The organism is Kordia periserrulae, from assembly GCF_003054265.1.
Taxonomy (GTDB): Bacteria; Bacteroidota; Bacteroidia; order Flavobacteriales; family Flavobacteriaceae; genus Kordia; species Kordia periserrulae.
The window spans coordinates 1-25,208 of the sequence record NZ_QBKT01000013.1 but is presented as its reverse complement, the minus strand read 5'-3'; the positions used below and the strand labels follow the sequence as shown (position 1 = coordinate 25,208).

Annotated in this window: 21 protein-coding genes; 16 read left to right on the top strand and 5 right to left on the bottom strand. The window is 35.3% G+C overall.

The genetic code is table 11. The features are described 5' to 3' along the window. The first annotated feature begins 16 nt into the window (after window positions 1-16). The 5 genes from C8N46_RS19120 (at window position 17) to C8N46_RS19100 (ending at window position 7,774) form a co-directional block, all read left to right on the top strand. Window positions 17-295 carry a co-chaperone GroES gene (locus tag C8N46_RS19120; protein WP_108116787.1) on the top strand — a complete coding sequence of 93 codons (279 nt, stop codon included), beginning with the start codon at window positions 17-19 and terminating at the stop codon, window positions 293-295. 27 nt (window positions 296-322) lie between these two features. After that, window positions 323-1,957 carry a chaperonin GroEL gene (gene groL / locus C8N46_RS19115; protein WP_108116721.1) on the top strand — a complete coding sequence of 545 codons (1,635 nt, stop codon included), beginning with the start codon at window positions 323-325 and terminating at the stop codon, window positions 1,955-1,957. A gap of 159 nt (window positions 1,958-2,116) precedes the next feature. Continuing rightward, window positions 2,117-4,465, top strand: coding sequence for a hypothetical protein (locus tag C8N46_RS19110; RefSeq protein WP_108116720.1), 2,349 nt, complete (start codon window positions 2,117-2,119; stop codon window positions 4,463-4,465). A gap of 214 nt (window positions 4,466-4,679) precedes the next feature. After that, a complete protein-coding gene (locus C8N46_RS19105; RefSeq protein ID WP_108116719.1) occupies window positions 4,680-7,064 on the top strand; it encodes a hypothetical protein in 2,385 nt (794 codons plus the stop codon). 311 nt (window positions 7,065-7,375) lie between these two features. After that, window positions 7,376-7,774, top strand: a complete 399-nt coding sequence (locus C8N46_RS19100) for a hypothetical protein (protein ID WP_108116718.1) — start codon at window positions 7,376-7,378, stop codon at window positions 7,772-7,774. A gap of 115 nt (window positions 7,775-7,889) precedes the next feature. Here C8N46_RS19100 and C8N46_RS19095 read toward each other — a convergent pair whose 3' ends face one another. Further along, window positions 7,890-8,726 (bottom strand): RNA polymerase sigma factor, encoded by an 837-nt coding sequence (locus C8N46_RS19095; protein WP_108116717.1) that lies wholly within the window; start codon window positions 8,724-8,726, stop codon window positions 7,890-7,892. 13 nt (window positions 8,727-8,739) lie between these two features. After that, window positions 8,740-9,744, bottom strand: coding sequence for a quinone oxidoreductase family protein (locus C8N46_RS19090; RefSeq protein ID WP_211314516.1), 1,005 nt, complete (start codon window positions 9,742-9,744; stop codon window positions 8,740-8,742). A 212-nt stretch (window positions 9,745-9,956) separates the two neighbouring features. Between C8N46_RS19090 and C8N46_RS20700 the strand changes: the two genes are divergently transcribed. Further along, window positions 9,957-10,106: a hypothetical protein gene (locus C8N46_RS20700; RefSeq protein ID WP_158269211.1), complete on the top strand. Its 150-nt coding sequence runs from the start codon at window positions 9,957-9,959 to the stop codon at window positions 10,104-10,106. Between the two features lie 241 nt (window positions 10,107-10,347). Further along, window positions 10,348-11,769 carry a DUF2971 domain-containing protein gene (locus tag C8N46_RS19085; protein WP_108116716.1) on the top strand — a complete coding sequence of 474 codons (1,422 nt, stop codon included), beginning with the start codon at window positions 10,348-10,350 and terminating at the stop codon, window positions 11,767-11,769. A gap of 853 nt (window positions 11,770-12,622) precedes the next feature. On the opposite strand, the gene C8N46_RS19080 is transcribed toward C8N46_RS19085, so the two are convergent. Continuing rightward, entirely contained in the window at window positions 12,623-13,063 is a 441-nt protein-coding gene (locus C8N46_RS19080; RefSeq protein ID WP_108116715.1) for an exosortase F system-associated membrane protein, read from the bottom strand. Next, window positions 13,064-13,591 carry an exosortase family protein XrtF gene (gene xrtF / locus C8N46_RS19075; protein ID WP_108116714.1) on the bottom strand — a complete coding sequence of 176 codons (528 nt, stop codon included), beginning with the start codon at window positions 13,589-13,591 and terminating at the stop codon, window positions 13,064-13,066. A 326-nt stretch (window positions 13,592-13,917) separates the two neighbouring features. On the opposite strand from xrtF, the gene C8N46_RS19070 reads away from it, so the two are divergent. Beyond that, window positions 13,918-14,376: a GAF domain-containing protein gene (locus tag C8N46_RS19070; RefSeq protein ID WP_108116713.1), complete on the top strand. Its 459-nt coding sequence runs from the start codon at window positions 13,918-13,920 to the stop codon at window positions 14,374-14,376. 363 nt (window positions 14,377-14,739) lie between these two features. Here C8N46_RS19070 and C8N46_RS19065 read toward each other — a convergent pair whose 3' ends face one another. Continuing rightward, complete coding sequence (locus C8N46_RS19065; protein WP_108116712.1) at window positions 14,740-15,495, bottom strand: hypothetical protein; 756 nt, start codon at window positions 15,493-15,495, stop codon at window positions 14,740-14,742. 173 nt (window positions 15,496-15,668) lie between these two features. Here C8N46_RS19065 and purH point away from each other — a divergent pair, with 173 nt between their 5' ends. The 8 genes from purH (at window position 15,669) to C8N46_RS19030 (ending at window position 24,836) form a co-directional block, all read left to right on the top strand. Further along, window positions 15,669-17,201 carry a bifunctional phosphoribosylaminoimidazolecarboxamide formyltransferase/IMP cyclohydrolase gene (purH, locus tag C8N46_RS19060; RefSeq protein WP_108116711.1) on the top strand — a complete coding sequence of 511 codons (1,533 nt, stop codon included), beginning with the start codon at window positions 15,669-15,671 and terminating at the stop codon, window positions 17,199-17,201. Between the two features lie 68 nt (window positions 17,202-17,269). Continuing rightward, on the top strand, window positions 17,270-18,307 hold the full coding sequence (locus C8N46_RS19055; RefSeq protein ID WP_108116710.1) for a rod shape-determining protein: 1,038 nt from the start codon (window positions 17,270-17,272) through the stop codon (window positions 18,305-18,307). Window positions 18,308-18,314: 7 nt separating this feature from the next. Next, the gene (mreC, locus tag C8N46_RS19050) at window positions 18,315-19,136 is read left to right on the top strand and encodes a rod shape-determining protein MreC (RefSeq protein WP_108116709.1); all 822 of its coding nucleotides are present in this window, start codon (window positions 18,315-18,317) and stop codon (window positions 19,134-19,136) included. Further along, entirely contained in the window at window positions 19,137-19,643 is a 507-nt protein-coding gene (locus C8N46_RS19045; RefSeq protein ID WP_108116708.1) for a rod shape-determining protein MreD, read from the top strand. It begins immediately after the preceding gene. Beyond that, window positions 19,640-21,523 (top strand): penicillin-binding protein 2, encoded by a 1,884-nt coding sequence (gene mrdA / locus C8N46_RS19040; protein ID WP_108116707.1) that lies wholly within the window; start codon window positions 19,640-19,642, stop codon window positions 21,521-21,523. Before C8N46_RS19045 ends, mrdA begins: the two co-directional genes overlap by 4 nt. Beyond that, a complete protein-coding gene (rodA, locus tag C8N46_RS19035) occupies window positions 21,516-22,808 on the top strand; it encodes a rod shape-determining protein RodA (RefSeq protein ID WP_108116706.1) in 1,293 nt (430 codons plus the stop codon). Before mrdA ends, rodA begins: the two co-directional genes overlap by 8 nt. 110 nt (window positions 22,809-22,918) lie before the next feature. Continuing rightward, window positions 22,919-23,080 (top strand): hypothetical protein, encoded by a 162-nt coding sequence (locus C8N46_RS20780; protein WP_170110104.1) that lies wholly within the window; start codon window positions 22,919-22,921, stop codon window positions 23,078-23,080. Window positions 23,081-23,276: 196 nt separating this feature from the next. Then, entirely contained in the window at window positions 23,277-24,836 is a 1,560-nt protein-coding gene (locus tag C8N46_RS19030) for a vitamin K epoxide reductase family protein (protein ID WP_108116705.1), read from the top strand. Window positions 24,837-25,208 lie beyond the last annotated feature (372 nt).

Below are 25,208 nucleotides of genomic sequence, written 5' to 3'. Positions count from 1 at the left end.
ATTAAATACAAATAAAATGAGCAAAGTTAACATCAAACCACTCGCAGATAGAGTTTTGATTGCCCCATTGCCAGCAGAAACAAAAACTGCTTCAGGGCTTTACATTCCAGATTCGGCACAGGAAAAACAACAACGCGGAACTGTAGTTGCTGTCGGTCCAGGTAAAAAAGACCAGCCAATGACAGTAAAAGTTGATGACACTGTTTTGTATGGGAAATTCTCAGGAACTGAAATCAAGTTCGATGGTGGCGACTACATCATCATGAGAGAAGATGACATTTTAGCAATTATTTAATTTAAAGAATAACAAACTAAAAAAATTATGGCAAAAGATATAAAATTTGATATTGAAGCTCGCGACGGACTCAAACGTGGTGTAGATGCTTTAGCAAATGCAGTAAAAGTAACCTTAGGACCAAAAGGGAGAAACGTAATTATTAGCAAATCATTTGGTGCGCCGTCGGTAACGAAAGATGGTGTTTCGGTAGCAAAAGAAATTGAGCTCGAAGACGAACTTGAAAATATGGGCGCGCAAATGGTAAAAGAAGTCGCTTCTAGAACCAACGATTTAGCAGGTGACGGAACTACTACAGCAACCGTTTTGGCACAAGCAATTGTAAAAGAAGGATTGAAAAACGTAGCTGCTGGTGCAAATCCGATGGACTTAAAACGCGGAATTGACAAAGCAGTAAGCGCAATTGTAGAAGACTTACAAAAGCAAGCTAAGGAAGTGGGAGATTCTTCTGAAAAAATAAAACAAGTCGCTTCTATTTCAGCAAATAACGACGATGTTGTGGGTGATTTAATCGCACAAGCGTTTGGAAAAGTTGGGAAAGAAGGTGTTATCACCGTAGAAGAAGCCAAAGGAACGGACACGTATGTAGATGTGGTAGAAGGAATGCAGTTTGACAGAGGATATTTGTCTCCGTATTTCGTGACCAACTCTGAAAAAATGGAGGCGGAATTGGAAAGTCCATACATCTTATTATTTGATAAGAAAATTTCTTCGATGAAGGACTTAATGCCAGTTTTAGAACCAGTGGCACAAAGTGGAAAACCATTGTTAATCATTGCCGAAGATGTAGATGGTGAAGCATTGGCAACGTTGGTTGTAAACAAACTTCGCGGCGCCTTGAAAATTGCCGCAGTAAAAGCACCTGGATTTGGTGACCGTAGAAAAGCCATGTTGGAAGACATCGCTATCTTAACAGGCGGAACGGTAATTTCGGAAGAAAGAGGATTTACGCTAGAAAATGCGACGATTGACATGCTAGGAACTGCGGAAAAAATTACGATTGATAAAGACAATACTACGATTGTAAATGGTTCTGGTGATGCAGAAATGATTCAAACACGTGTAGGACAAATAAAAGCACAAATAGAATCTACTACTTCTGACTACGACAAAGAAAAATTACAAGAGCGTTTGGCGAAATTAGCTGGCGGTGTTGCAGTTTTGTATGTCGGAGCCGCTTCTGAAGTAGAAATGAAAGAGAAAAAAGACCGTGTAGACGATGCATTACACGCAACTAGAGCAGCCGTAGAAGAAGGAATTGTTGCTGGTGGTGGCGTTGCCTTAGTTCGCGCAAAAGGTGTATTAGAAAGTATTACTACAGATAACTTAGACGAAGTAACAGGAATCAAAATCATTGCACGTGCCATTGAAGAGCCATTACGTACGATTGTTTCCAACGCTGGTGGCGAAGGAAGTGTTGTCGTATCAAAAGTAATGGAAGGTAAAAAAGACTTCGGTTACAACGCAAAAACAGACGAATACGTAGACATGCTAAAAGCAGGAATCATTGATCCGAAAAAAGTAACTCGTATCGCATTAGAAAATGCAGCTTCTGTGGCTGGAATGATTCTCACAACAGAATGTGCGTTGGTAGACATCAAAGAAGAAAGTCCTGCAGGCGGAATGCCTCCAATGGGCGGCGGAATGCCAGGAATGATGTAATATCACTCACCATAGAAAACTCAAAAAGCCTTTCAATTCCTTGAATTTGAAAGGCTTTTTTTTATGAACTTTACGCAAGAGTTTCATCTTTTTTGTTAAAGCTTGAATGTATTGGTATTCTTTTTGTGGTGTAATTTCACACATTAACATCCCACTTTTATGAAAAAAACAACATTCTTCCTATTGTGTCTCATTACCACTTTACCGTTTATTTCTTTCGGACAAACACAAACTACCATCGAAGACGAATACTACTCGTACTTTAAACTTCCAAGAGAAGGATTATTTCTACATCTCAACAAAACAACCTACTTTAAAGGTGAAGAAATTTGGTTCAAAGGCTATGCGTACGACCAAAGAAATCAACTCGCTTCAAAGGGAACTACCAATATTAAAGTTGGTATTTATGATGACGAAGGAAATCAAGTCAAAAAAGGATTATACGCCGCTCAAAATGGCGTCACATACGGAAATTTTGCCGTAGATTCTATCTTTTCGGCGGGTACTTATTACATTAAAGCAGAAACCAATTGGATGAAAAATTTTAAAGAAAATGATGCCTTCATCCAAAAAATTGAAATCCTTACCGACACACAAACTACTGACAACACCAAAGGGGAAGTAGCCAAATACGATTTTCAATTCTTGCCAGAAGGCGGACATTTAGTAGCAAATACACTTAGCAATATCGGTTTTAAAGTGATTGATAACAACGGAAAAGGCGTAATAGCTTCTGGAGTTGTGTACGATTCAAACAAAAAGGAAGTCGCGTCGTTTAAAAGTAACGCACTCGGCATGGGAAAGTTTCTCTTACAACCTCAAAAAAATACGAAATACACCGCAGAAATTACATTAAAAAATGACTCTACAATCACCACTAAATTACCAGAAATAAAAACACAAGGTATTTCGCTCATGCTTCAAAATTCGTTAGATGATAAAGTTATCTTAGATTTTAGTACGAATGAAGAAACGCTAAAAAACAATGCTGAGAAAGCGTACAAAATTTTAATCCACCAAAGTGGAAAACTCAAAATAGCAACCTTACAATTTAGCGATGTCAAAAAAGCGGTAAGTATTCAAAGAAATCAGTTGTTCAAAGGAATCAACATTATTACGGTATTTGATGAAAATAAAAAGCCGATTTTAGAACGCATCTTTTTTAACGATGATGGCATTAAAAGTTCAAAAATCAATGTTACAAAATTAAATAATGTCAAAGATTCTATCATTCTTTCTGTAAATGAATTGCAATTAAACGAAAACGCCAATGTCAGTATTTCTATTTTGCCCGAAGAAACCGAAGCATATCACCCGAAACATTCCATTATTTCCGCGTTTTATCTAAAACCACATGCAAAAGGTTTTATAGAAAATCCAAAGTATTATTTCGAGAATATGGATAAGAAGAAAAAATACGAGTTGGATATCTTACTGCTTACGCAAGGATGGAGTCGCTACGATTGGAAGGATATTTTTAGCAAAAAACCGTTAACGACACATCGCTTCGAAAACGGAATTACCATTTCCGGTCGTGTCAATCGACCAGCGTCAGGTGTGGAACAGCTTTTTTTACACGCCACAAAAAATCATCCTGCAAAATTCATTGATTTGGATGAAAATCAATCGTTTAAACTCACTAATTTCTTTTTGGAAAAAGAGGAAGAAATACGTTTTTCGTATATCAATGATAAAGGTGCGTTGAAAAAACCAAGCATGTATCTTCGATTTTTAATCTCGAATGAGGAAGACAAACTTTCGGAAAGTTATTTGAACGAAACGAAAAAAATTCAATCAGTAACTTCTAATTTTAATATACCGAAAGACTTTTTTTATGAAAATGCTGAAGCACTGGACACGGTTCTTTTAAAAGCTGAAAAGAAAAAAGAAACACCGAAGTTCAACAATCTTTTTATGAACAATCCTAGCGTTACTGAAATCACACTCGAAGAGTATAGTCGCTACATTAATATTGTACAGTATCTCAATTTTAATGGTTTTAATGCTTCCGAAGATATGGGAAGAGTATTTATTACATCTCGTATTCCCAAAGCAGGTGAACCTGCTGTGTTTTTCAATGATGTTCGACTGCGCAATTTTGATATTTTATACAATATGTCTTTGGCAGAAATTGAGCGTATTGTTACCGATAGATACAGTGTCATTCCCACAATGCAACAACAAACCACAGGTGTCATCAAAATATACTCGCGCCAAACGCCACTATTTAAGAAAAGTGGAAATACAGCTGTGTACTTATCGGCGCAATCACCTGAAACCTTTGAAACTGGCAAAAAATACTATGCGCCAAAATATGCTTCGTATTTGAATCCTATCTTTCAAAAATACGGAACAGTTTCGTGGTTGCCCATGGTAGAACTCAACACAAAAGACGCAACTGTTTTCAAAATATATGATACATACACCAAAAACATCACACTATTTATTGAAGGAATTTCCGAAAGTGGACAGTTGATTTCGGAGCGAAAAACGATCCAAATTCGATAAAAACGCGTCATTTTCAATTTCAAAAATTTAGAGTATCTTTTACGTAGATTAATTTTCAACTACTGTATTTTAAATTAACATACAGTAGTTGTTTATTTTTTTATAAAATTCCCCCATTTAGGAAATTATAAACTTCAGCAGAAATCATTTACAAGTAACGCCTAACAGTGTCGGGTACAATTGTCAAAAATGAAAACTGTTGCACTTGCTATCTATGAAAAAGATCTATTATTTTGTATGCATATTGCTTTGTTTTGGTTGGAATGCATTTTCGCAAACAACAACTGTTTCTGAACGGTATCAAACGCATTTTAAACTCTCAGACCAAGCTTCCGTATATCTTCATCTTAACAAAACAAGTTATTTGGTGGGAGAAGAAGTCTGGTTCAAAGCCTATACTTTTAGCAGAAAAGATGAAAAAATTGCCATCTATCCTACCAATTTATACGTAGCAATCTACGATGCAAGCGGCACCGAAATATCAAAAAAACTCATCCGACTACAACAAGGATTAGGATATGGAAACTTTGAATTGGATGAAAAATTCAATTCGGGGACATACTATATCAAAGCAGCTACTCAACAAATGCTAGACGTTCAAAAAAAAGATGCATTTATTGCAGAAATTGTTGTTTATGGTAAAAATAAACTAGCTGATTCGCAAACAACAAAAGCCTACGATATTCAATTTTTACCCGAAGGCGGACATTTGGTCAAGAATATTGAAAATACGGTTGCTTTTAAAGCCATCAATCAAGAAGGAAAAGGCGTGTATGTTTCTGGTCAAATTTATGATGAAAATAATACTGAAATCACCACATTTGAAGGCAATAACTACGGAATTGGCACATTTCAACTTACTCCAAAAAATAACACCAATTACAAAGCAAAAATTACTTTTGAAGAAGAAAAAACTAGCGAGCAATTCTTGCCAAAAGCAAAAAATACTGGAATTGCCATTCAAGTAAATGCTTTTGAACAAGACAGCATCAAAATTTCATTACAGACCAATTCGGAAACCTTGTCGTCTATCATTTCCAAAGAATATACGCTATTAATTCACAAAGACGGAAAAGCACGAACATTGCCATTTTCCTTTAAAGATGATAAAAAAGCATTGCTCCGTATTCCGCGTAATCGACTTTTTCATGGTGTAAATACCATCACGCTTTTTGATGGAAAAGTTCCTGTGTTGGAACGCATGTTTTTCAATCAGAAAGTACCCAAAAAACTTTCTGTCATGGTAAAAAAAGATACTGTTGAAAACGAATATGCGAGTTTTTCAGTATATCTCGTCAAGCGGAAATCGGGGATTTTAGATGCCAATGTGAGCATTTCTGTGTTGCCTGCAACAACAGAAGCGTACAATCCCGCACATAGTATTTTTTCGGAATTTTATTTAAAACCGTATGTGCGTGGCGAAATTGAAAATCCGAAATACTACTTCCCAAATACTACCAAAACGAAAAGAGAAGCGCTAGACGCATTGCTCATTACACAAGGTTGGAGCGCGTACGATTGGACACCTATTTTTGAAAAAGCTCCCAAAAAGTCAAACACCGACAGGGGAATTACCATCAACGGAACGCTAAATTTCCCCGTAAAACGTGTAAAAGGACTATTTTTACATGATACCAAAGCACAAGCGGCACAATTTATTCCTTTAAACAATGAGCGAAAATTTGTGATTAAAAATTTATATCCGCAAGAAGGAGAAGCACTTCGTTTTTCGGCGGTTGGGTACAATCAAACGTTTATCAAACCCAAATTATACTTGAATTACAGTGCGAATAATGAAAAAGAAACACTTCCAAAAAATACAAAAATTGACCGTTCATTCTTAAACAAAAACACCATTTTCATCCTACCTGACGGATTCTTCCCAAAAGACGCGGTAGACTTGGATGCTGTGCTTTTAGAAGGTTCTAACAAAAAAACAAAGGAAACCCGCGACCCGATGATGGTCAACGGAAAAGAAACAAAATTTGGCGAGAAGGAATATTTACAATATCCGCAAGTAAAAGATTTTATTGAAAACAGTGGTTACGATGTTTCTGATGATCCTTTTGACATGCAAAATTTACGCATATTTACTCGCAAAAAACTCACCTTACAAGCGGGAAATCCGCCAGGATATATTTCGCCGTTAATCTTTGTAGATGGTGCGCCTTTAACCGATTTTGCGATGCTACGGAATTTTTCCTCCGCCAATGTAGATCGAATTATTGTCAACAAAACGGGACAAGGATATGGCGTGCGAGGCGTTGGTGGTGTGATTAAAATTTTCACTAGAAAAAATCCGTTAGTCGTTGGCGAAAATGTTCCTCGCGAATCATACGTAGCCTATACGCCACCGATTGGTTTTAGTGTTCCCAAACAATATTACGAACCCAAATACCAATCGTATACAGATAATACATTCCAACGATTTGGCGCTATCGATTGGCGACCGAATAATACGATTCCTAGAAGAGGCGCACTCAACTTTAGCGTACAACACAGAAACCTTAAAGCCATTGTCATGTATATTGAAGGCATTTCCAAAGATGGAAGCCTGATTTCCGAAAAACGGATTATTGAACTTGTGGAAAGTGATTAGTTTTTTGTCCACAATGAACCTGTCGAAGTGTTGGTTGCTAGTTGCTGGTTGTTTGTTGTGTTTTGAGTGTATGAGTGTGTGAGTTTTTGAGAGGTAAATTTTCACCTTTACGGAAAACCGCATTGTGTATCTGTGGGTTTTGTTTTACATTTATGAAAAATAATAGGAAGTTACTTTTTAAAATTAGTTTCTGTTATACGTACGTTGGCGGCAATTAAAGAATGACAAAGCAGATTTACATATTACTTTTTCTAATCATGATTCTATTTGGTTGCTAGAAGACTAGCAAACCTGACAAAAGCAAAATTCAGTTGAAATACGAACTCATTCCAGAAGACTATGAAAGGAACTTGTATTACGTAGATTGGACTGACACTTTAGGACTTAGTGAAGGTTATTTGCCTGACAAAATTTTTAAACGACCTAAAGAAATTTGGTGCTTTGTGACAAATAACGAAAATGACACTTTAGGTTATTACCATGGACTTAGTACGCCTCAGACCTTTTGCTATTTTCAGACAACTGACTCAATTATAACTCTGAATTTTATGATTGGATTAAACATATTACCAGAGAATTTTGAAAAAGACACTACAGGTACAAAGGAGTATTTTGAATCGAATAAGGAGCCAGTTGAATTTCAACCTGTAAAAGTGAATATTAAATCAGACCTAAGAAAAGAATTTGTAGTCGAATTAAATGAGAAATAACTACCAACAACAAAACCTATACGCAATGCCTTTCGGTACACTGCGCATAGCCGAAACGTTGTACACAATACGCGAAAATCACAATTTGAACTAAAATTAACTCTGAACTGAACCTTTATTCTCTTTGAATTTCACCCATCGCCATCTGATTACATTTTAATAAAATTTCCTGTAACTCAAAACCATCTGATTTTAATGGGTCGATTGCTTTGACTAAAGTGGTTCTCAATTTGAACAACTCTTCTCGATTGTACTTTTTGGATTTTTTGACCAAGTCCAATTTTAAAAGTGCCTCTTGCTGGTTTTGTTTTGGATTGAACCAACCATTCAATTCTGAACATTGATTACAAGCACCATTTTTATTGACCAGTGCACAACGATTATCAAAAATATCTGTCATTAAACCTCTAGCATTTTTCAAAAGGTACTTAACAGTTCCTTCGCTTTTTTCAAGTATCATACAAATATCATTTACGGAAAAATCATAAATATCCTTGAGTATCAAAGCGATTTGATTTTCTATTGGCAAATTCTTTGAGATACAAGTGAAACAAGTGTCAATATGCTCTTTTATTTCATATTTACCATATTCAGAAGTCTGAGCCACTTTTACAATTCTGCCTGCTAAATCAGCATTACTCAGAACCAAATTCTTTGCCTGTTCGGAAACATTTGGGACCCATCTTTTTCTACGTTTCAAATAATTATAAGTAATACTTGTAGCAATTTGAAAAACCCAAGTTTTTAAAGATGCCTCGCCTTTAAATGTTTTTAGGTTATCGTATGCCTTAATAAAAGTATCGTGTGTAATATCTTCTGCATCATTTCGATTTGCCAACAGACGATACAAATACGATTTGAGTTGTGGTTGAAATTCCGCAAACAACGATTGAAATGCGTTGATGTTTCCATTCAACGCATCTAATAATAAATCCTGATCTGTATGTTTCATTTTATAAAATTAATCAATTTTGATATTTCGTAGTGAGTATCACTTTACCTGTAGTGATTCTGCTCTCTATCGATTTGTGAGCAGAAGAAGCTTCTTCAAGAGCAAACCTATGCGTTGTTTCAACATTTAGTTTTCCTTGCATTAAAAGACCGATAACAGTTTCCAAGGCTTCTCGCCATAATCCCATTTTATGATTGATAAAGTATGCTAAATTAAAACCTGATTGTGTGATATTCTCATCTACAAAAAACTCTGGATGAATACTTCCCTGAACACCACTGGCACAACCAAAAACAATAATCTGACCACCTTGCTTTAGACACTGTAAACTTTGGTTGTAAACTTCGCCACCAACCATTTCAAAAACAATATCTACACCCTTTTCATCAGTCAAGTCTTTAACTTTTTTTGACCAATCAGGTTTGGAATAGTTGACCGTAAAATCAGCACCCAACTCTTTAGATATTTCCATCTTTGTATCAGAACTGCTTGCACCTATAACAGTTGCCCCATTGCGTTTCGCCAATTGCACCAAAAGCGAACCAACACCGCCTGCCGATGCATTCACAAGAACTATTTTTCCTTTTAAATCATTGGCAACTTTCGAAATAATTAGTTGAGCGGTCGTACCCTGAACGAAAATTGCTGTAGCCTTTTCTTCATCAATTTCAGGCGGTAACGGAACACAGTATTGGGCAATAGCCGTGACATACTCGGAATATCCACTTGCGTGTGGTAAGATGGCTAATACCGTTGTTCCAGCTATATAAGGAATAGTTACACCTTCACCAACAGCAACGATTTCGCCTACTGCCTCTGTACCCAAAACAAACGGTAATGGTGTTTCTTGAAAATACGTGTTTTTTCTACGAAGAATATCAGAGTAGTTTACACCTATTGTTTTTACTTTGATTAGCACTTCGCCAGCATTTGGAGTTGGAATTTCAGTTTCAACCAACTTTAGAACTTCGGGTGAACCGTAATCTTGCATTTGGACTTGTTTCATTTTGTCTTTCATCTTGAATATAATTTTGTGGTTTATACTCTTTAGACAATCAAGAGAACGGGAACGGATGAAAATCTGAGAATTATTTTATAATGTATTTAAAAACAAGACTTTGCGATTCAATGCTAATTCCACGTACTTTTATGCAAAAGCCAAAAACCAACACCTAAAAAGCGTGCTTCATTATATCCAAAAAGAAATATTTGTAAAGAAAATTTTTGATTATGGCTAGTGATTTTCTATTGTGGCTTTTGACATATAAACTGATACAAACAATAAACCTTAAAGCCATTGTCATGTATATTGAAGGTATTTCCAAAGATGTAAGCCTGATTTCCGAAAAACGGATTATTGAACTTGTGGAAAGTGATTAGGTTTTTTTGGTTCTTTGTTGTTTGTTGTTTGTGTTTTGATAAGTTTGCTTTAAGTGTTCTTTTTGATTGATGCTACTTCTTCATTATGAATTAATTTTGACCCTACATAAGAAAATTGTAGTTTTAAGCGTAAATAAAAACGCAACAGACACACATGTTTGTTTATAATAAAAATAACAGGAATCTCTGTTATACGTATGCTATGGACTACTAAGCATAGCTACTAAAAATCAACATTTGAATGTATAGATTTCGAACAATTGAAAATATATTAGGTAAATACAAAGAACTTGAGAATCAAGAAATCTATTTTGCCTCACTAGAAGAATTAAATGACCCTATTGAAGGTTATCTTGACTTATTCTGGCAAGGAGATAAAATTATTTGGAAAAACTTTTTAAAACATTATATTCTCTGTCTAGAGCATGTGTTTGCATTGACCATTGTTTCAAAAAAGGATTCGCTGATTGACATTAAAAGTATACCAATTTTAAAGAACCACAAACAATATCCATCTCCGAACTACAAAAAAATAATTACAAAGATTTTAGAAAAGTCATTCAAAGATGAGTTATTGAAAGAGTTACCAGCAAATTTGGCTAATAGGAGAAATAAAATACGCCGTCATGAGCTATTATCTTATTTAAGACTTATTCATTATAAGCTAATAAATATCATTTCAATTGTCTATTATGAGAATCAATTACTCAAAAAACCATTTAAGATTAATAGCGTAGAAAAATTCCTTGATAAAAAAAGAGAGAGTTCTAATAACTTTATTTTAATAAATAAATCAGAAAAAGAATTTCATGAAATAGAAAATTTAAGCGAAAAATTGTTTTCTACAACAAACTCTATTGTAATGGAATTAGACCTAATATCATCATATAATAATCTTGATAAAGAAATTCCGCCAAAATATAGTTTTATTTTTAAAGAATTTCCTGATGCATTTTTAATTAAGGCAGAAACTATGATTTATCCTGAGTGGTTTACTGCTTGTTTTATGTCTACTTGTGAGAACTCATCTGTTTGGGGCAACTATGCAGACAAGCACCGAGGAGTATGTTTAATATTCAAAACCAAATCACATGGATCTAAGAAGCAAATTGATTTGATAACAGAATACGGTCATAATGATACAGGTCCAATAATTGGAATGCGACCTCATACTTTCCATGAGGTTATTTATGAAAATAGACATGTAGAAATTAATTTTTTTAAAAACTTAGGAAGATTACAAGTTGGTGTTCTAAAATCTCAATGGTATACAGACGATAATGGAAATATAAGTTCATGTGCCGAACCAATAACAGATAAGTCAGGAGAGTGGATAAAAAAACATCATGAAAATTATAAAATAGGGATGACAACAAAACTAGATGATTGGGATTATGAGAATGAATTTCGACTTATTATTACTAATATGCTTAATGCTTACCACGAGAAAGAAAATCGAAAGTTAAAATATGATTTTAATGACTTAGAGGGAATTATTTTTGGAATAAAAACATTAAAATCTCACAAACTCGATATAATGAGAATTATAGAGAAGAAATGTAAACAACATGATAGAAAAGAATTTTCCTTCTATCAAGCTTTTTATGATACTGATAAGGGTAAAATTAATAAGAAGAGACTTAATCTATTAAAATTGGATTAATGACTATTATAGCTCTAATAATCAACCGTCCACGACATGCCATTACAAAATAGTTGGGATTCAATACTTGCAGGTATTTGTTCCACATCAACTTTTTCCATGATGAATAAAAACACACTTAGAAACCCAACCGTTTCATACTGTAAAACAGTTAGATGCAATAATATTATTCATGGGATTTAAAGTTGGAAAAAATGTTCCACCAGTAGAACGGCAACTAATTTATTTGATGTATGATCTATTCGTAAAATGGTGATTCTGCATTCTCTTGATTATTACAAAAAAGAATCATTACAACGTCATAGATTTTACAAAAAAAGTTGTTACTGCTAGAGGGAATGGATATTCATTCTAAATCGAAATGAGGAAGAAGTATTTCTGAGCGACTTATACAGAGGTTTGGCACTGATGAAATCGATTTCTCAACATTCATTGATAGAGTTAGGGGAATTAATGAGAATTAGTAAAAAGAACATTTTGCCACATAAATTACAACACTTAAAACCAACAAACATCCCACTACTCTACAATCTTATAAAAAAAGACATTGGCAGCATTTTGAAGCTTTACTGTAGTGTTCAAAAATGATTCCCGCCTACAATCTAAAAAACTTAAATCCTTAAATTGAGTAAAACCAAACAAAAAACCTTGAATCATTGAATTGAGCGCAGCGAACAGCGAAGCGGTCTAAACTCTAAAAGCGACAGTAATCTAAAAAGCGAAGAAAAAAACCTTGAATCATTGAATTTTTAAATCCTTGAATTGAGCGCAGCGAACAGCAAAGCAAAAAGAAAAACCTTGAATCATTGAATTTTTAAATCCTTGAATTAAGCGCAGCGAACAGCGCAGCGATTCAAAATTCCTCATGCTTAATTTTCCGCTGATAGTAAAACGCTGGCAACAAAATCAACACAAAAAGTGGCTGAATTAAAAAACGGCGTACGTAAAAGGTGAGTAAATAATCTTCTGCCAAATCGTGTTTTATCAAATAAAAATACAGCGAACTCAAAATGAGAAACGCTACCAAATATAAACCTACTGAGAATTTTACAACACTTGTATTTTCAAAAGCTACGTAAATAATGGCTAAGGAAACTAACATATTCAAACCATAGCGAAATACGTGATTCCAAAAGAGCGACCACGTTTCATATTCGGGAATGGTTCCTTGGAAATAATCGTACTTAAAAAAGTCCAAAAACGGATCGTAAAACAATTGATATTCAAACGCACGAATCAGCACTAACAATCCAAAAAGGAATCCGATTACGATATATTTCCAAACTTTTTTCATCTACTTTTTTGAAAATTTTTGCACCCACAACATCCACAACAAAAACACCATTCCGTAAATAATCGTCGGAAATACAATTTGATGCAACAAGTATTCTTGTTCAGGAAAACTGTACAATCCGATGCCTAAAATCACAATTCGAATCAAATTTGCCAGATATACCAACACACTTCCGACTAACAAAAACACCACCGTATTTTTCAAATTTCCTGTAAAGGCAATCACAAACGTAATAAACAAAATCAACACACTGACCGAATTGCAACCTTCCACAATGCGCCCCACATAGTTACCATGCACTAACAATTTCATGGTAGGTTCAGCATCGTGCACTTCAACACTAGCTTCATATCCTAGCGTATTAATAATACTTTCTGTTTGTTGTGCTACAATTCGAGTGACACCATCAGGTTCGCCATCAAAATTGGACAAATACAAACTATACACATACGTCAACATTGCATACACGACAAAAAACTTGACGATAAAACCCAGTGCTGATTTGTATTTTTGAATGCTTTTAAACACAGTAAAAATTTAATTTCATATCCATAGCCTCATTACTCGTGAAAAGTAAAAAGTTTCTTGTTTACGCTTGTCACATTGAGCGCAGTCGAAATGTTGGGCAAGCAAAGAAAACGAAAATTAAAAACGAAAATTTTATCCTTTGTAATAAGGTTTATTTTTAAAACCTAGTTTTTAAATTCACTTACAAACATACTCTAAAACCTTTAAAATATCACATTTTCAACAAGTTTTGTCGTATTCGCTTTTTCTGTGATTTTATTCTTAGTTTGATGAAAGATTTTTAGCTTTTTTTCGACTATTTTTGTCTCGTATTAAAGAAAAACTACATGAAATTCGAAACCTACAAACCTCAAATAGCAAGCATCATTTCCACAGAAAACCTATCTGTAGATGACCGATTGACGAAAGTCTGCCAAGTATTACAGGAAAACTTTGAACATTACGACTGGGTTGGTTTTTACTTTAAAAATGGCGACAAACCTGAACTAAAACTACGTGCCTTTGCGGGCGAACCAACCGACCATACGATTATTCCATTTGGAAAAGGAATTTGTGGACAAGTAGCGGTTTCTAACGAAAACTTCTTGGTTCCAGACGTAAGCGCACAAGACAATTATATTGCGTGTAGCATTCACGTAAAAGCGGAAATCGTGATTCCACTTTTTGTTAACGGTGAAAATATTGGACAAATTGATATTGATTCACACACGCCAGATCCGTTTACGAAAGAAGACGAAGCATTTTTGGAATTTGTGAATGCGAAAGTGGCGGAGATTCTTTCTTAAAAAAAACTATCTAAACGTATAAAGTTCTGAAATTCACAGCTGTTCTCGATATATTTTTCTGACGAAAAACACTCGAAGTGACGTTTCAAGAACCTATAATCTTACATTGTTCCAAACCGTCACTTCGAGTGAAATTTTGGAAAAATTTTGTATCGAGAAGTACTTTGAAACGAAATTGGTTTTGAGATGTTAGTAGTGAGTATTGAGATACTTTCCTAAGAAATCTTTTAGTTATTAAAGATGTCATGCTGAACTTTTACACTGAGTTGAATTGAAGTGTGGTTCAGCATCACACATATTGAAACTGACAAATGCTATTTAAAGATGCGTTTGTCTGTTTTTTTTTTACAGTAATTTAATTTCTTAAAATATTCTTCCGCGTATTAAATAAACTATTAATAAACTTAATACAAGATGAACACTTCCATATATAAAATAATTAATTAATGGATTATTATTAATTACAGGAATCAAAGAACCTACCAATACTAAGATAAATGTTATTCCTGTAAAAAATATTAAATAGAAAATTAGTCCAAAAAAGTAATCTTTAAGTTTTAAGTCTTTATCAAACAAAGGAGCAAATATAAGTCCTGCAAAGAATGCTAAAGTTAGATAGCTAAATGATATAAAAGTCCAAAATAATGACAAATCATTACTATTATCATTTGATACGGACTTAATAACAATGTTACTGTGTTCATATTTTAAATATTTACTTAGACTATCAACATCTAGAGAATTTATAATTCTATTCAAAGAATCTATTCTTTTATTTGTCTTCTCTAGAAACAGGAAAATTTCAGCATTAGTATATTTCTTAAACTCATTTGTTCTAAAGTAGTCCAAATAATGCTTTCTACCAATAACTTCGTTTTCTAATACATAAATAGATTTCATTTTCACAGGATCATTACTAAAATCTTTTTTTAAATCTTGTAACTTTTCTAGTTGAGAAAGTTTATTATTTAAATGAATGTTATAACTTGTTTTGAAGCCTAATTCGAATATAAGAACCAATGTTAAAAGCGAAAAGATTATAATTAATCTTGTTCTCAAGGGTTTTGATTTGTCAGTCATAGACTTAACAAAGTCAAAAGAAGATTCTACGATACTCATGTTAAAATTATTATTTCAATAAAAGTAAGAAAAAATATATTGCTCAAATGCATTTTTTTGAATTGGATAGAAATATTTAGATCATAATTTTTTATTAACATAAAATACCTTTTTTTTCGTGTGAATTAGTACTTTTGCAGCTTCACACAACACAATTAAACAACTCAATTAGAATGAATTCCCAAAAACAAGCGAAATCAGCTTTAATTTCGGTTTTTAGCAAAGACGGTTTAGCGCCCATCGTACAAAAACTACACGCATTAGATATTACTATTTACTCCACGGGAGGAACAGAAAAATTTATCAAAGACCTTGGTATTCCTGTCGTTCCTGTAGAAGATGTAACCTCGTATCCTTCCATTTTGGGCGGACGCGTAAAAACCTTACATCCAAAAGTATTTGGTGGTATTTTAAATCGTCAAAACAATGAAAGTGATGTTGCCGAATTGGCACAATATGAAATTCCACAAATCGATATTGTCATTGTAGACTTATATCCGTTTGAAAAAACCGTTGCTTCTGGGGCGAGTGAGCAAGATATCATTGAAAAAATTGATATTGGAGGAATTTCTCTCATCAGAGCTGCGGCGAAAAACTTTGCCGATGTGATGTGCGTTTCTTCGGTAGACGATTACGGAAGCTTTTTGGAGTTATTAGAAACACAAGAAGGTGCTTTTTCTTTGGCAGATAGAAAAGCCTTTGCGGCGAAAGCATTCAATGTGTCTTCGCATTACGATACGGCAATTTTCAACTATTTCAATCACGATCATTCGATTGCTTCGTTGAAAATTAGCGAAACGCAAGGAAAAGTATTGCGCTACGGAGAAAATCCACACCAACGCGGATTCTTCTTTGGAAACTTTGACGAAATGTTTGAAAAATTACACGGAAAAGAACTCAGCTACAACAACTTACTCGACGTAGATGCCGCTGTAAACTTGATGAACGAATTTACAGGAGACGATCCAACTTTCGCGATTTTAAAACACAACAACGCTTGCGGATTTGCAACGCGCCCAACCATTCACCAAGCGTATGTAGATGCCTTAGCGGGTGATCCTGTATCTGCTTTTGGTGGAATTTTAATCGCGAATACAAAAATTGATAAAGCTACGGCTGAAGAAATTCACAAACTCTTCTGTGAAGTCGTAATCGCGCCTTCGTATGATGACGATGCGTTAGCCGTTTTAAAAGGGAAAAAGAACAGAATCATCTTGATTCAAAACGAAGTGGAATTGCCACAAACACAAGTACGTACCTGTTTAAATGGTGCGCTAGTTCAAGATAAAGACAATAAAACGGATTCATTAGAAGATATAACGTATCCAACAAACAATAAACCAACAGATTCGCAGTTAGAAGATTTATTATTTGCCTCTAAAATTTGCAAGCATACAAAATCGAACACAATTGTATTGGTCAAAAACAAACAATTGTGTGCCAGCGGAACTGGACAAACAAGTCGTGTAGATGCCTTGCGTCAATCGATTGAAAAAGCGAATAGTTTCAAATTTGACTTAAACGGAGCTGTCATGGCAAGTGATGCGTTTTTTCCGTTTCCAGACTGTGTAGAAATCGCAGACAAGGCAGGAATAAAAGCGGTTATTCAACCTGGTGGATCTATCAAAGATCAATTAAGTGTAGATTACTGTAACGAGCACAATATTGCAATGATATTTACGGGCACAAGACACTTTAAACATTAAAATTTTCGTACCTTTAAAAGTTACAAACACGGAATTACTAAAACACATATTAATAGCAGACATAACAGATGGGATTTTTTGATTTCTTAACCGAGGAAATAGCGATAGATTTAGGAACTGCAAACACCTTAATCATTCACAATGATAAAGTGGTTGTTGACAGTCCGTCAATTGTCGCCAGGGATCGCATATCGAATAAAATCATTGCGGTGGGTCAAGAAGCGGCTCGTATGCAGGGAAAAACTCATGAAAACATTAAAACCATTCGCCCATTGAAAGACGGTGTGATTGCCGATTTTGATGCTTCTGAAAAAATGATCAGTCTGTTCATAAAAAATATTCCAGCACTCAAAAAGAAATTATTTCCACCTTCGTTGCGAATGGTGATTTGTATTCCATCCGGAATTACAGAAGTGGAAATGCGCGCCGTAAAAGAATCGGCAGAACGAGTGAATGGAAAAGAAGTATATTTGATACACGAGCCAATGGCAGCAGCCATTGGTATCGGTGTCGATATCATGCAACCAAAAGGAAACATGATTGTAGATATTGGTGGTGGAACTACGGAAATCGCCGTAATCGCTTTGGGTGGAATTGTCTGTGACAAATCGGTAAAAGTAGCAGGTGATGTATTTACCAACGATATTGTGTACTATATGCGTACGCAACACAACTTGTATGTGGGAGAACGTACCGCTGAAAAAATTAAAATTCAAATTGGTGCCGCGACGGAAGATTTAGAAGTTCCGCCAGAAGAAATGTCAGTACAAGGACGTGATTTGCTCACAGGAAAACCAAAGCAAGTACAAATTTCCTATCGTGAAGTTGCCAAAGCCTTAGATAAATCTATTTTACGAATTGAAGATGCGGTGATGGAAACCCTATCGCAAACGCCACCAGAATTGGCTGCCGATATTTACAATACAGGAATTTATCTTGCAGGTGGTGGTTCTATGCTTCGTGGATTGGATAAACGTCTCTCGCAAAAAACTGACTTACCTGTGTATATTGCCGAAGATCCATTGCGTGCTGTAGTGCGCGGAACAGGAATTACGCTGAAAAACCTCAACAAGTTCAAAAGTGTACTAATTGGGAAGAAGAACTAAGTAAGACATGCAACATATCATTAACTTTCTAATCAGGAATAAAAATTTTATTCTGTTTTTGATGTTGCTATCTATTTCGTTGCTCTTTACCGTTCAATCGCATTCGTATCATAAAAGTAAGTTCATCAACTCTGCCAATTGGCTTTCGGGCGGTATTTACGAAAAGGCAAATGGAATTTCTTCCTATTTCAATCTAAAGTCAGAAAATGAACGTTTGGTAGAAGAAAATCGCCGACTCAAAAACATTCTTTACAATAAAGAAGACAGCTTACAAACCATTCAGTTTGTGGATAGCACTTCGTATGCGACAGATTATTTATTTCGCTCAGGAAAAATTACCAAAAACAGCTATTCAAGTCGTAACAACATTTTGCTGATTAACAAAGGAAGCAACGACAGCATTGCGACGGACATGGGCGTTATCAATGCCAAAGGCGTTATTGGAATTGTAGATCGTGTCGGTGGCAGTCACGCAACGGTGATTAGTATTTTAAACTCCATCTCTAAAATCAATGCGCAACTTAAAAACACCAATCATTTCGGAACGTTGACTTGGGATGGGAAAAATCCAAATATCGTACAGTTAGAAGACATTGAAAAATTGGCTCAATTTACCGAAAACGATACGATTATTACAGGTGGAAACTCTACGCTATTTCCAAAAGGCATTCCCATTGGAACGGTCAAAGACTTTCAACTCAATACCCGAGAAAACTTATACAAGATAAACGTGCAATTGTTCAACGACATGACCGATTTGGAACATGTATACATCATTGAAAACTTGCACAGAGAAGAAATTGATAACTTATTAGCTCCTGAAAACTAAATGGGCCCAGTCATTTTTTGGAATAGCATCCGATTTGTCCTAGCGGTATTAGCGCAGGTGTTGATATGCAATCATATTGACTTCTTGGGTTATATCAATCCGTTGGTATATATCTACTTTATCTTTCTATTTCCGTTAAATGCCAACCGAAGTACTTTCTTAATCATTGCTTTTTTGTTAGGCCTTACGGTAGATATGTTTTCAGACACAGGCGGCGCACATGCTTTTGCCTGCACTGTTATTGCCTACATTCGTCCGTTTGTATTGCGTTTTGCGTTTGGTGTGAGTTACGAGCATCAATCTGTAAAACTTGAAAATACAGCGACAGGACAGCGTTTGGTGTACATTATCATCTTAACTGTAATTCATCATTTCTTCTTTTTTCTCTTAGAAATATTTAACATTTCTTCTATCCTAATCATCCTAAGAAATACAGCATTCTTTAGTATCTTTACCATTCTAATCATCGCGCTATCAATAACTTTATTTAGTCGAAAAAATTCATGAGGAAACTTTTGTTATACCTTGTTGTCATTGCTGTTGGAGTCATCTATACAGGACGTCTCTCCTATCTTCAATTATTTAATGAAGAAAAAGTGGCAACGAATTTTCAAAACGATAGTGCCATCAAAACAGAATACACCTACCCTGAACGCGGCTATGTATACGATAGAAACGGAAAGTTACTTGTGGCAAATCAGCCGTCGTATGATGTGATGGTCATTCCACGCGAAGTGAAACCGTTTAACATTCCTGAGTTTTGTAAACTATTACGCATTACACCTGAAGAATACGAGAAGAAACTTGAAAAAGCCAAAAGCTATTCAAAGCGAATTCCCTCCGTATTTGTCGCACAAATGGCTAAAAAGGATTACGCGTATCTTCAAGAAAAAATGCATCGTTTCAAAGGATTTTATATTCAAAAACGTTCCATTCGTAACTATCAAACCGATCATGGTGCCAATGTATTAGGGTTTATTAGCGAAGTAAACAATTCAGACCTAGAAAAAAATACAAACTACCAATCGGGAGAACTCATTGGGCGTACCGGAATTGAAAAATCGTACGAAGAAGTTTTACGCGGTGTAAAAGGTGTACGACGCATTCAAAAAGACATTCACAACAACGTTATCGGCCCGTATAAAAATGGGCGTTTAGACACGCTTCCCGTCAACGGAAAAGACATTCAAATTACGCTTGATGCGGAATTGCAAGCATACGGTGAAAAATTGATGATCAATAAACGCGGTGGAATTGTGGCTATTGAACCCTCTTCAGGAGAAATTTTAGCATTGGTTTCTGCACCAAGCTATGATCCAGATTTGCTCGTTGGTCGCGAACGTTCCAAAAATTATAATGAATTGCATTACGATTCTATCAGTAAACCACTATACGACAGAGGTTTGCTAGCGTCGTATCCGCCAGGTTCGCCTTTTAAAACCTTAAATGCCTTGGTTGGTTTGCAAGAAGGTGTCATTACACCAACGTCTACCTATACCTGTCATCACGGATATATTTACGGACGTAGCGGACGAAAAATGGGTTGCCATTGTGGCGGCGGAAAACGAAATGTCATCAACGGTGTTGCCAAATCGTGTAATGCGTATTTTGCGAATACCTATCGTCAAATCATTAGCAAATACGATTCGCCACGAGAAGGCATGAATGTTTGGAGCAATCATATCAAAAGTTTTGGTTTGGGCGATTATTTTGGCAATGATTTATCTACCGGAAGAAAAGGATTGATTCCCACAGGAGATTACTATACCAATCACTATTTTAAGCATGACAAATGGCATGTTCTCAATACCATTTCCAACGCCATTGGACAAGGGCAAGTAGAATTGACACCAATTCAATTGGCAAATATGACAGCTGCTATTGCAAATAGAGGACATTATTACACGCCACACATCATCAAAAAAATAGACGGAAAACCTATAGACAATCCACATTTTACTGAACCGAAACATACTACGATAGACAAACAACATTTTGAGCCTGTTATTCAGGGAATGCACGATGTATTTAGCATGAAAAAAGGTGGAACCGCTCGTTTTTTGAATGTGCCAGGCATTGAAATTTGTGGAAAAACAGGAACGGCTGAAAACTTTGTAAAAATCGACGGAGTACGCACACAGTTGACCGACCATTCTATTTTTATTGCATTCGCGCCAAAAGAAAATCCTAAAATTGCCATTGCTGTTTTTGTAGAAAATGGATACTATGGAGCGCGTTGGGCAGGAAAAATTTCTAGTTTACTAATAGAAAGATATTTAAAAGGCGAAGTTACTTTAAAATACATGGAGAAGGAAGTGTTGGAGAAGAGTTTGGAAGAAGAATATGCAAAACCACTAAGCGGAAAACCATTCACAATTAATGAGTAGAGAAGTAAAATTTGTCAAAAAAATAGACTGGCTTTCCATATTGCTATACTTTTTACTAGTTGGAATGGGCTGGATAAATATCTACTCCGCTTCCATTACCGAAAGTGCAGGTGGCTTTTTCGATATGAACCAATTGTATGGAAAACAGTTGTTTTTTATTGGCACAAGTGTGGCAATCATTATTTTAATTCTCTCTATAGAAGCCAAATTTTACGAACGATTTTCGAGTATTATATACGTTATCTCCTTGGCAAGTTTGCTTGGTTTAATGGTGTTAGGAAAAAATATCAATGGCGCTACGTCTTGGTATGCTATTGGAAGCTTTACACTACAACCTTCCGAATTTGCCAAAGTCGCCACAGTATTGGCATTGGCAAAGTTTCTGAGTGATATTCAAACAAATATCAACTACTTTAAGCATCAATTATTTGCCTTTGCGATTATTTTATTGCCGCCAATGCTCATCATGTTACAACCCGACGCAGGAAGTGCCATGGTATATATGGCTTTTTTCTTTGTGCTATATCGCGAAGGATTGCCTGCTATTTATTTATGGATTGGTTTTTCACTCGTATTACTCTTTGTTATCACGCTAAAGCTCGGATATATTTACACCATTATTGGGACAGCCGTGTTCGGATTGGCGTGCATTTTTATCATTTTTAAAAAGAAGCTAAAGCAAGAACGAAAAACGACCTTAGCACTTACTTCTTTAGTGGCTGCGATTGGATTTATTTTAGCTGTAAACTATATCTTTTACAATGTATTTCAACAACATCAACGCGATCGTTTTACCTTGGTATTGGGCTTGGAAAAAGATCCTGTAAAGCAGGAAAAAATGCGACAAACCATTGGTTTTAACACCAATCAATCAGAAATTGCGATTGGTTCTGGTGGATTTTGGGGAAAAGGTTGGCAAAAAGGGACACGTACGCGAGGTGATTTTGTTCCAGCGCAAGATACTGATTACATTTTTACAACCGTTGGTGAAGAATGGGGATTTGTTGGGAGCTCAGTCGTGATTTTTTTATTTGTAATCTTACTTTTACGAATTTTAAACAGAGCCGAACAACAAAAAAATAAATTCAGTCGCGTGTACGGCTATAGTGTCGCCGCAATTCTTTTCTTTCACTTTGCCATTAACATCGGAATGGTGATTGGTTTATTTCCTACTGTGGGAATTCCACTGCCGTTCTTTAGTTATGGTGGTTCGGGACTTTGGGGCTTCACCATATTACTATTTATCTTTATAAAGTTGGATGCCAATCGCATTAATGAGTGGTAATCATCCTAATTCCTTCAAAAAATTAAAAAAACGTTAAGTACGGAATAACCGTAAACTTTTCTTACATCTGTTTTGTAATTTGAGTATTATTAACCAAAAAAATACAAATCATGTTACAAAGTATTTCAAAATTAGGAACCGTACTCGGAAAAAAAGAACAAAGTACAATTACTGGTGGCGCTTGGCCACGAACAGAAGAAGAATGCCTTAATTGTGGCGGTTATTGGAGCGCACCTTTGTGTGAATTGCCATATAATTCACCTTGCGCATAGTAAGAACATCATTCTGAGAAAATTATACAGCGGACTTGCGTCCGCTTTTTTAAACTAGTAATGTGCTATTTTATAAATTAAACAAAGTGAATTCTTAAAAAGAACTATCCATTGCTTCTAGCTCAAAAATACTTTCTATATTTAGTCTGTAAAAAAAACAGTTTTAATTTCCCCTACCAAAATTAAACGAAATTAGATGGAACATATCATACTTTCTTTGCTAACTAATAATGGCTATTTAGATGTCAATCGGGAATTATTAAACCTACAATTTTTATCGCATCCAGAATATCCGAGCTTAAAATCGATTACCGATACGCTTGATTATTTTGGAATTGATAATTTGGCAGCAACTGTTCCCAAAGAAGCACTAGACCAAATGCCGAATACGTTTTTAGCCTTGGTAAAAGGAGAACGTGGCGACGAAGTTGTGTTAGCAGAAAAGAAGCGAAATGATATTCGAATTACCAAAGCAGATGAAAAGAAAGAGAAACTTTCTGAAGTAGCTTTTACCGAAATTTGGACAGGAACGATTGTAGCGGTTGAAGAGCAGGAAAAAATCTCGAATGTAAAATCAATTCAGGCAGCACTTCCCTATTTTATTGTGGCAGCAGTTGCTTCCGCCAATGTGATTATCAATTTTAGTTTGGTGTACTTATTATATACGGCATTGACACTTGTTGGACTGTATGTTAGCATTTTAATCATTCGAGAAGATTTGGGCATTAAAAGTAAAGCTGTTGCTAAAGTATGCGGCGCCATTTCAAAAAATAGTACCTGTGGTGAAGTTATCAATACCAAAGGCAACAAAATCTTTGGAGTTATTTCGCTGAGCGATGCTTCTTTTGTGTTTTTTGCGGGATTATTTTTAGCCTTGTCGTCTATCGGCTTTCATCAAGCAACATTACTCGGAATGTCCTTAGCGGGAATTCCTATTGTACTATACGCGTTGTATCGACAAGGTGTCGTATTGAAAAAATGGTGTGCGTTATGTCTGCTAATTGCGGGAATTTTGGTTTTACAAACTGCTTTATTATTGGTGACTTTTGAATATGCTTGGTATTTTTTCGCTGAATATGTAGTACAATTGGTGAGCATTTTTGCGCTGTTGTACATCGGTTGGACGTATTGCAAATCGTATTGGGAAAGTCACGAAAAATTGGCTACTACCGAAACAGACTTTTTAAAGTTTAAGCGCAATCCAGAGTTGTTTAAAACCATGTTGCAAGAGCAATCGGTCATCAATTCGAATGTGATTCCTGAGCAATTGCGTATTGTGTTTGGAAATCCAAATGGCGCAATCAAATTGCAAGGCGTTACCAATCCGTTGTGTGGTTTTTGCACGGCAGCTTTTGAATCGTATGACAAATTAATGAAGACCTACGGAAATGATATTCAACTTGAATTCATTTTTAATGTACCACCAAATACCGACAATAAAAGCACACAAATTGCTTCTCAATTGGTTGATTTATACATAAAAGATCCCAAAAAATCGTACGAAGCTTTACAAGACTGGTTTGCCAATAGAAACGTAGACGCGTGGCAGGCAAAGTTTGGCATTTCTGAAAATTCAATGGTTATCGAATATTTGGAAGCGCACAAACAATGGTGCGATATCAACGATGTACATTATACGCCAGCCAGTATTTTGAACAATCAATTCTTCCCAAAATCGTATGAGATTAAGGACTTACCGTTATTTATTCAAGATATGATTTTGGAGTTGCAAGGTGAGAATGAAGAAGAAAAATAAACACTAACTTTTCAACTTACTTTAAGTCGCCATAAATTTCATCTTGATAAAATTATTTTTTATCAAGATGTTTTGTGCAACTTATCAAGATAAAATATTTTTTTGTCTTGATGTTTTTGGAGAGGTTCTTAGAAAATCTATTAAGCATTATAAAGTTGTAAAGTCGTCATTCTGAAAGTTCATATTTTAGTAATATCACGTGAGTTCGACCTAAGAAATCACTATGTAATTCATAATTCACTGAGAAATAACTAATTGTCAGTTCGATTTCTATGATAAAAACAAGCGATTTTGGTAAAAAGTTTGATTTCTAATTACAGCCATAGCAATATGTAATAATTTGTTTCTTACAGCATTAAGAACACTCATTTT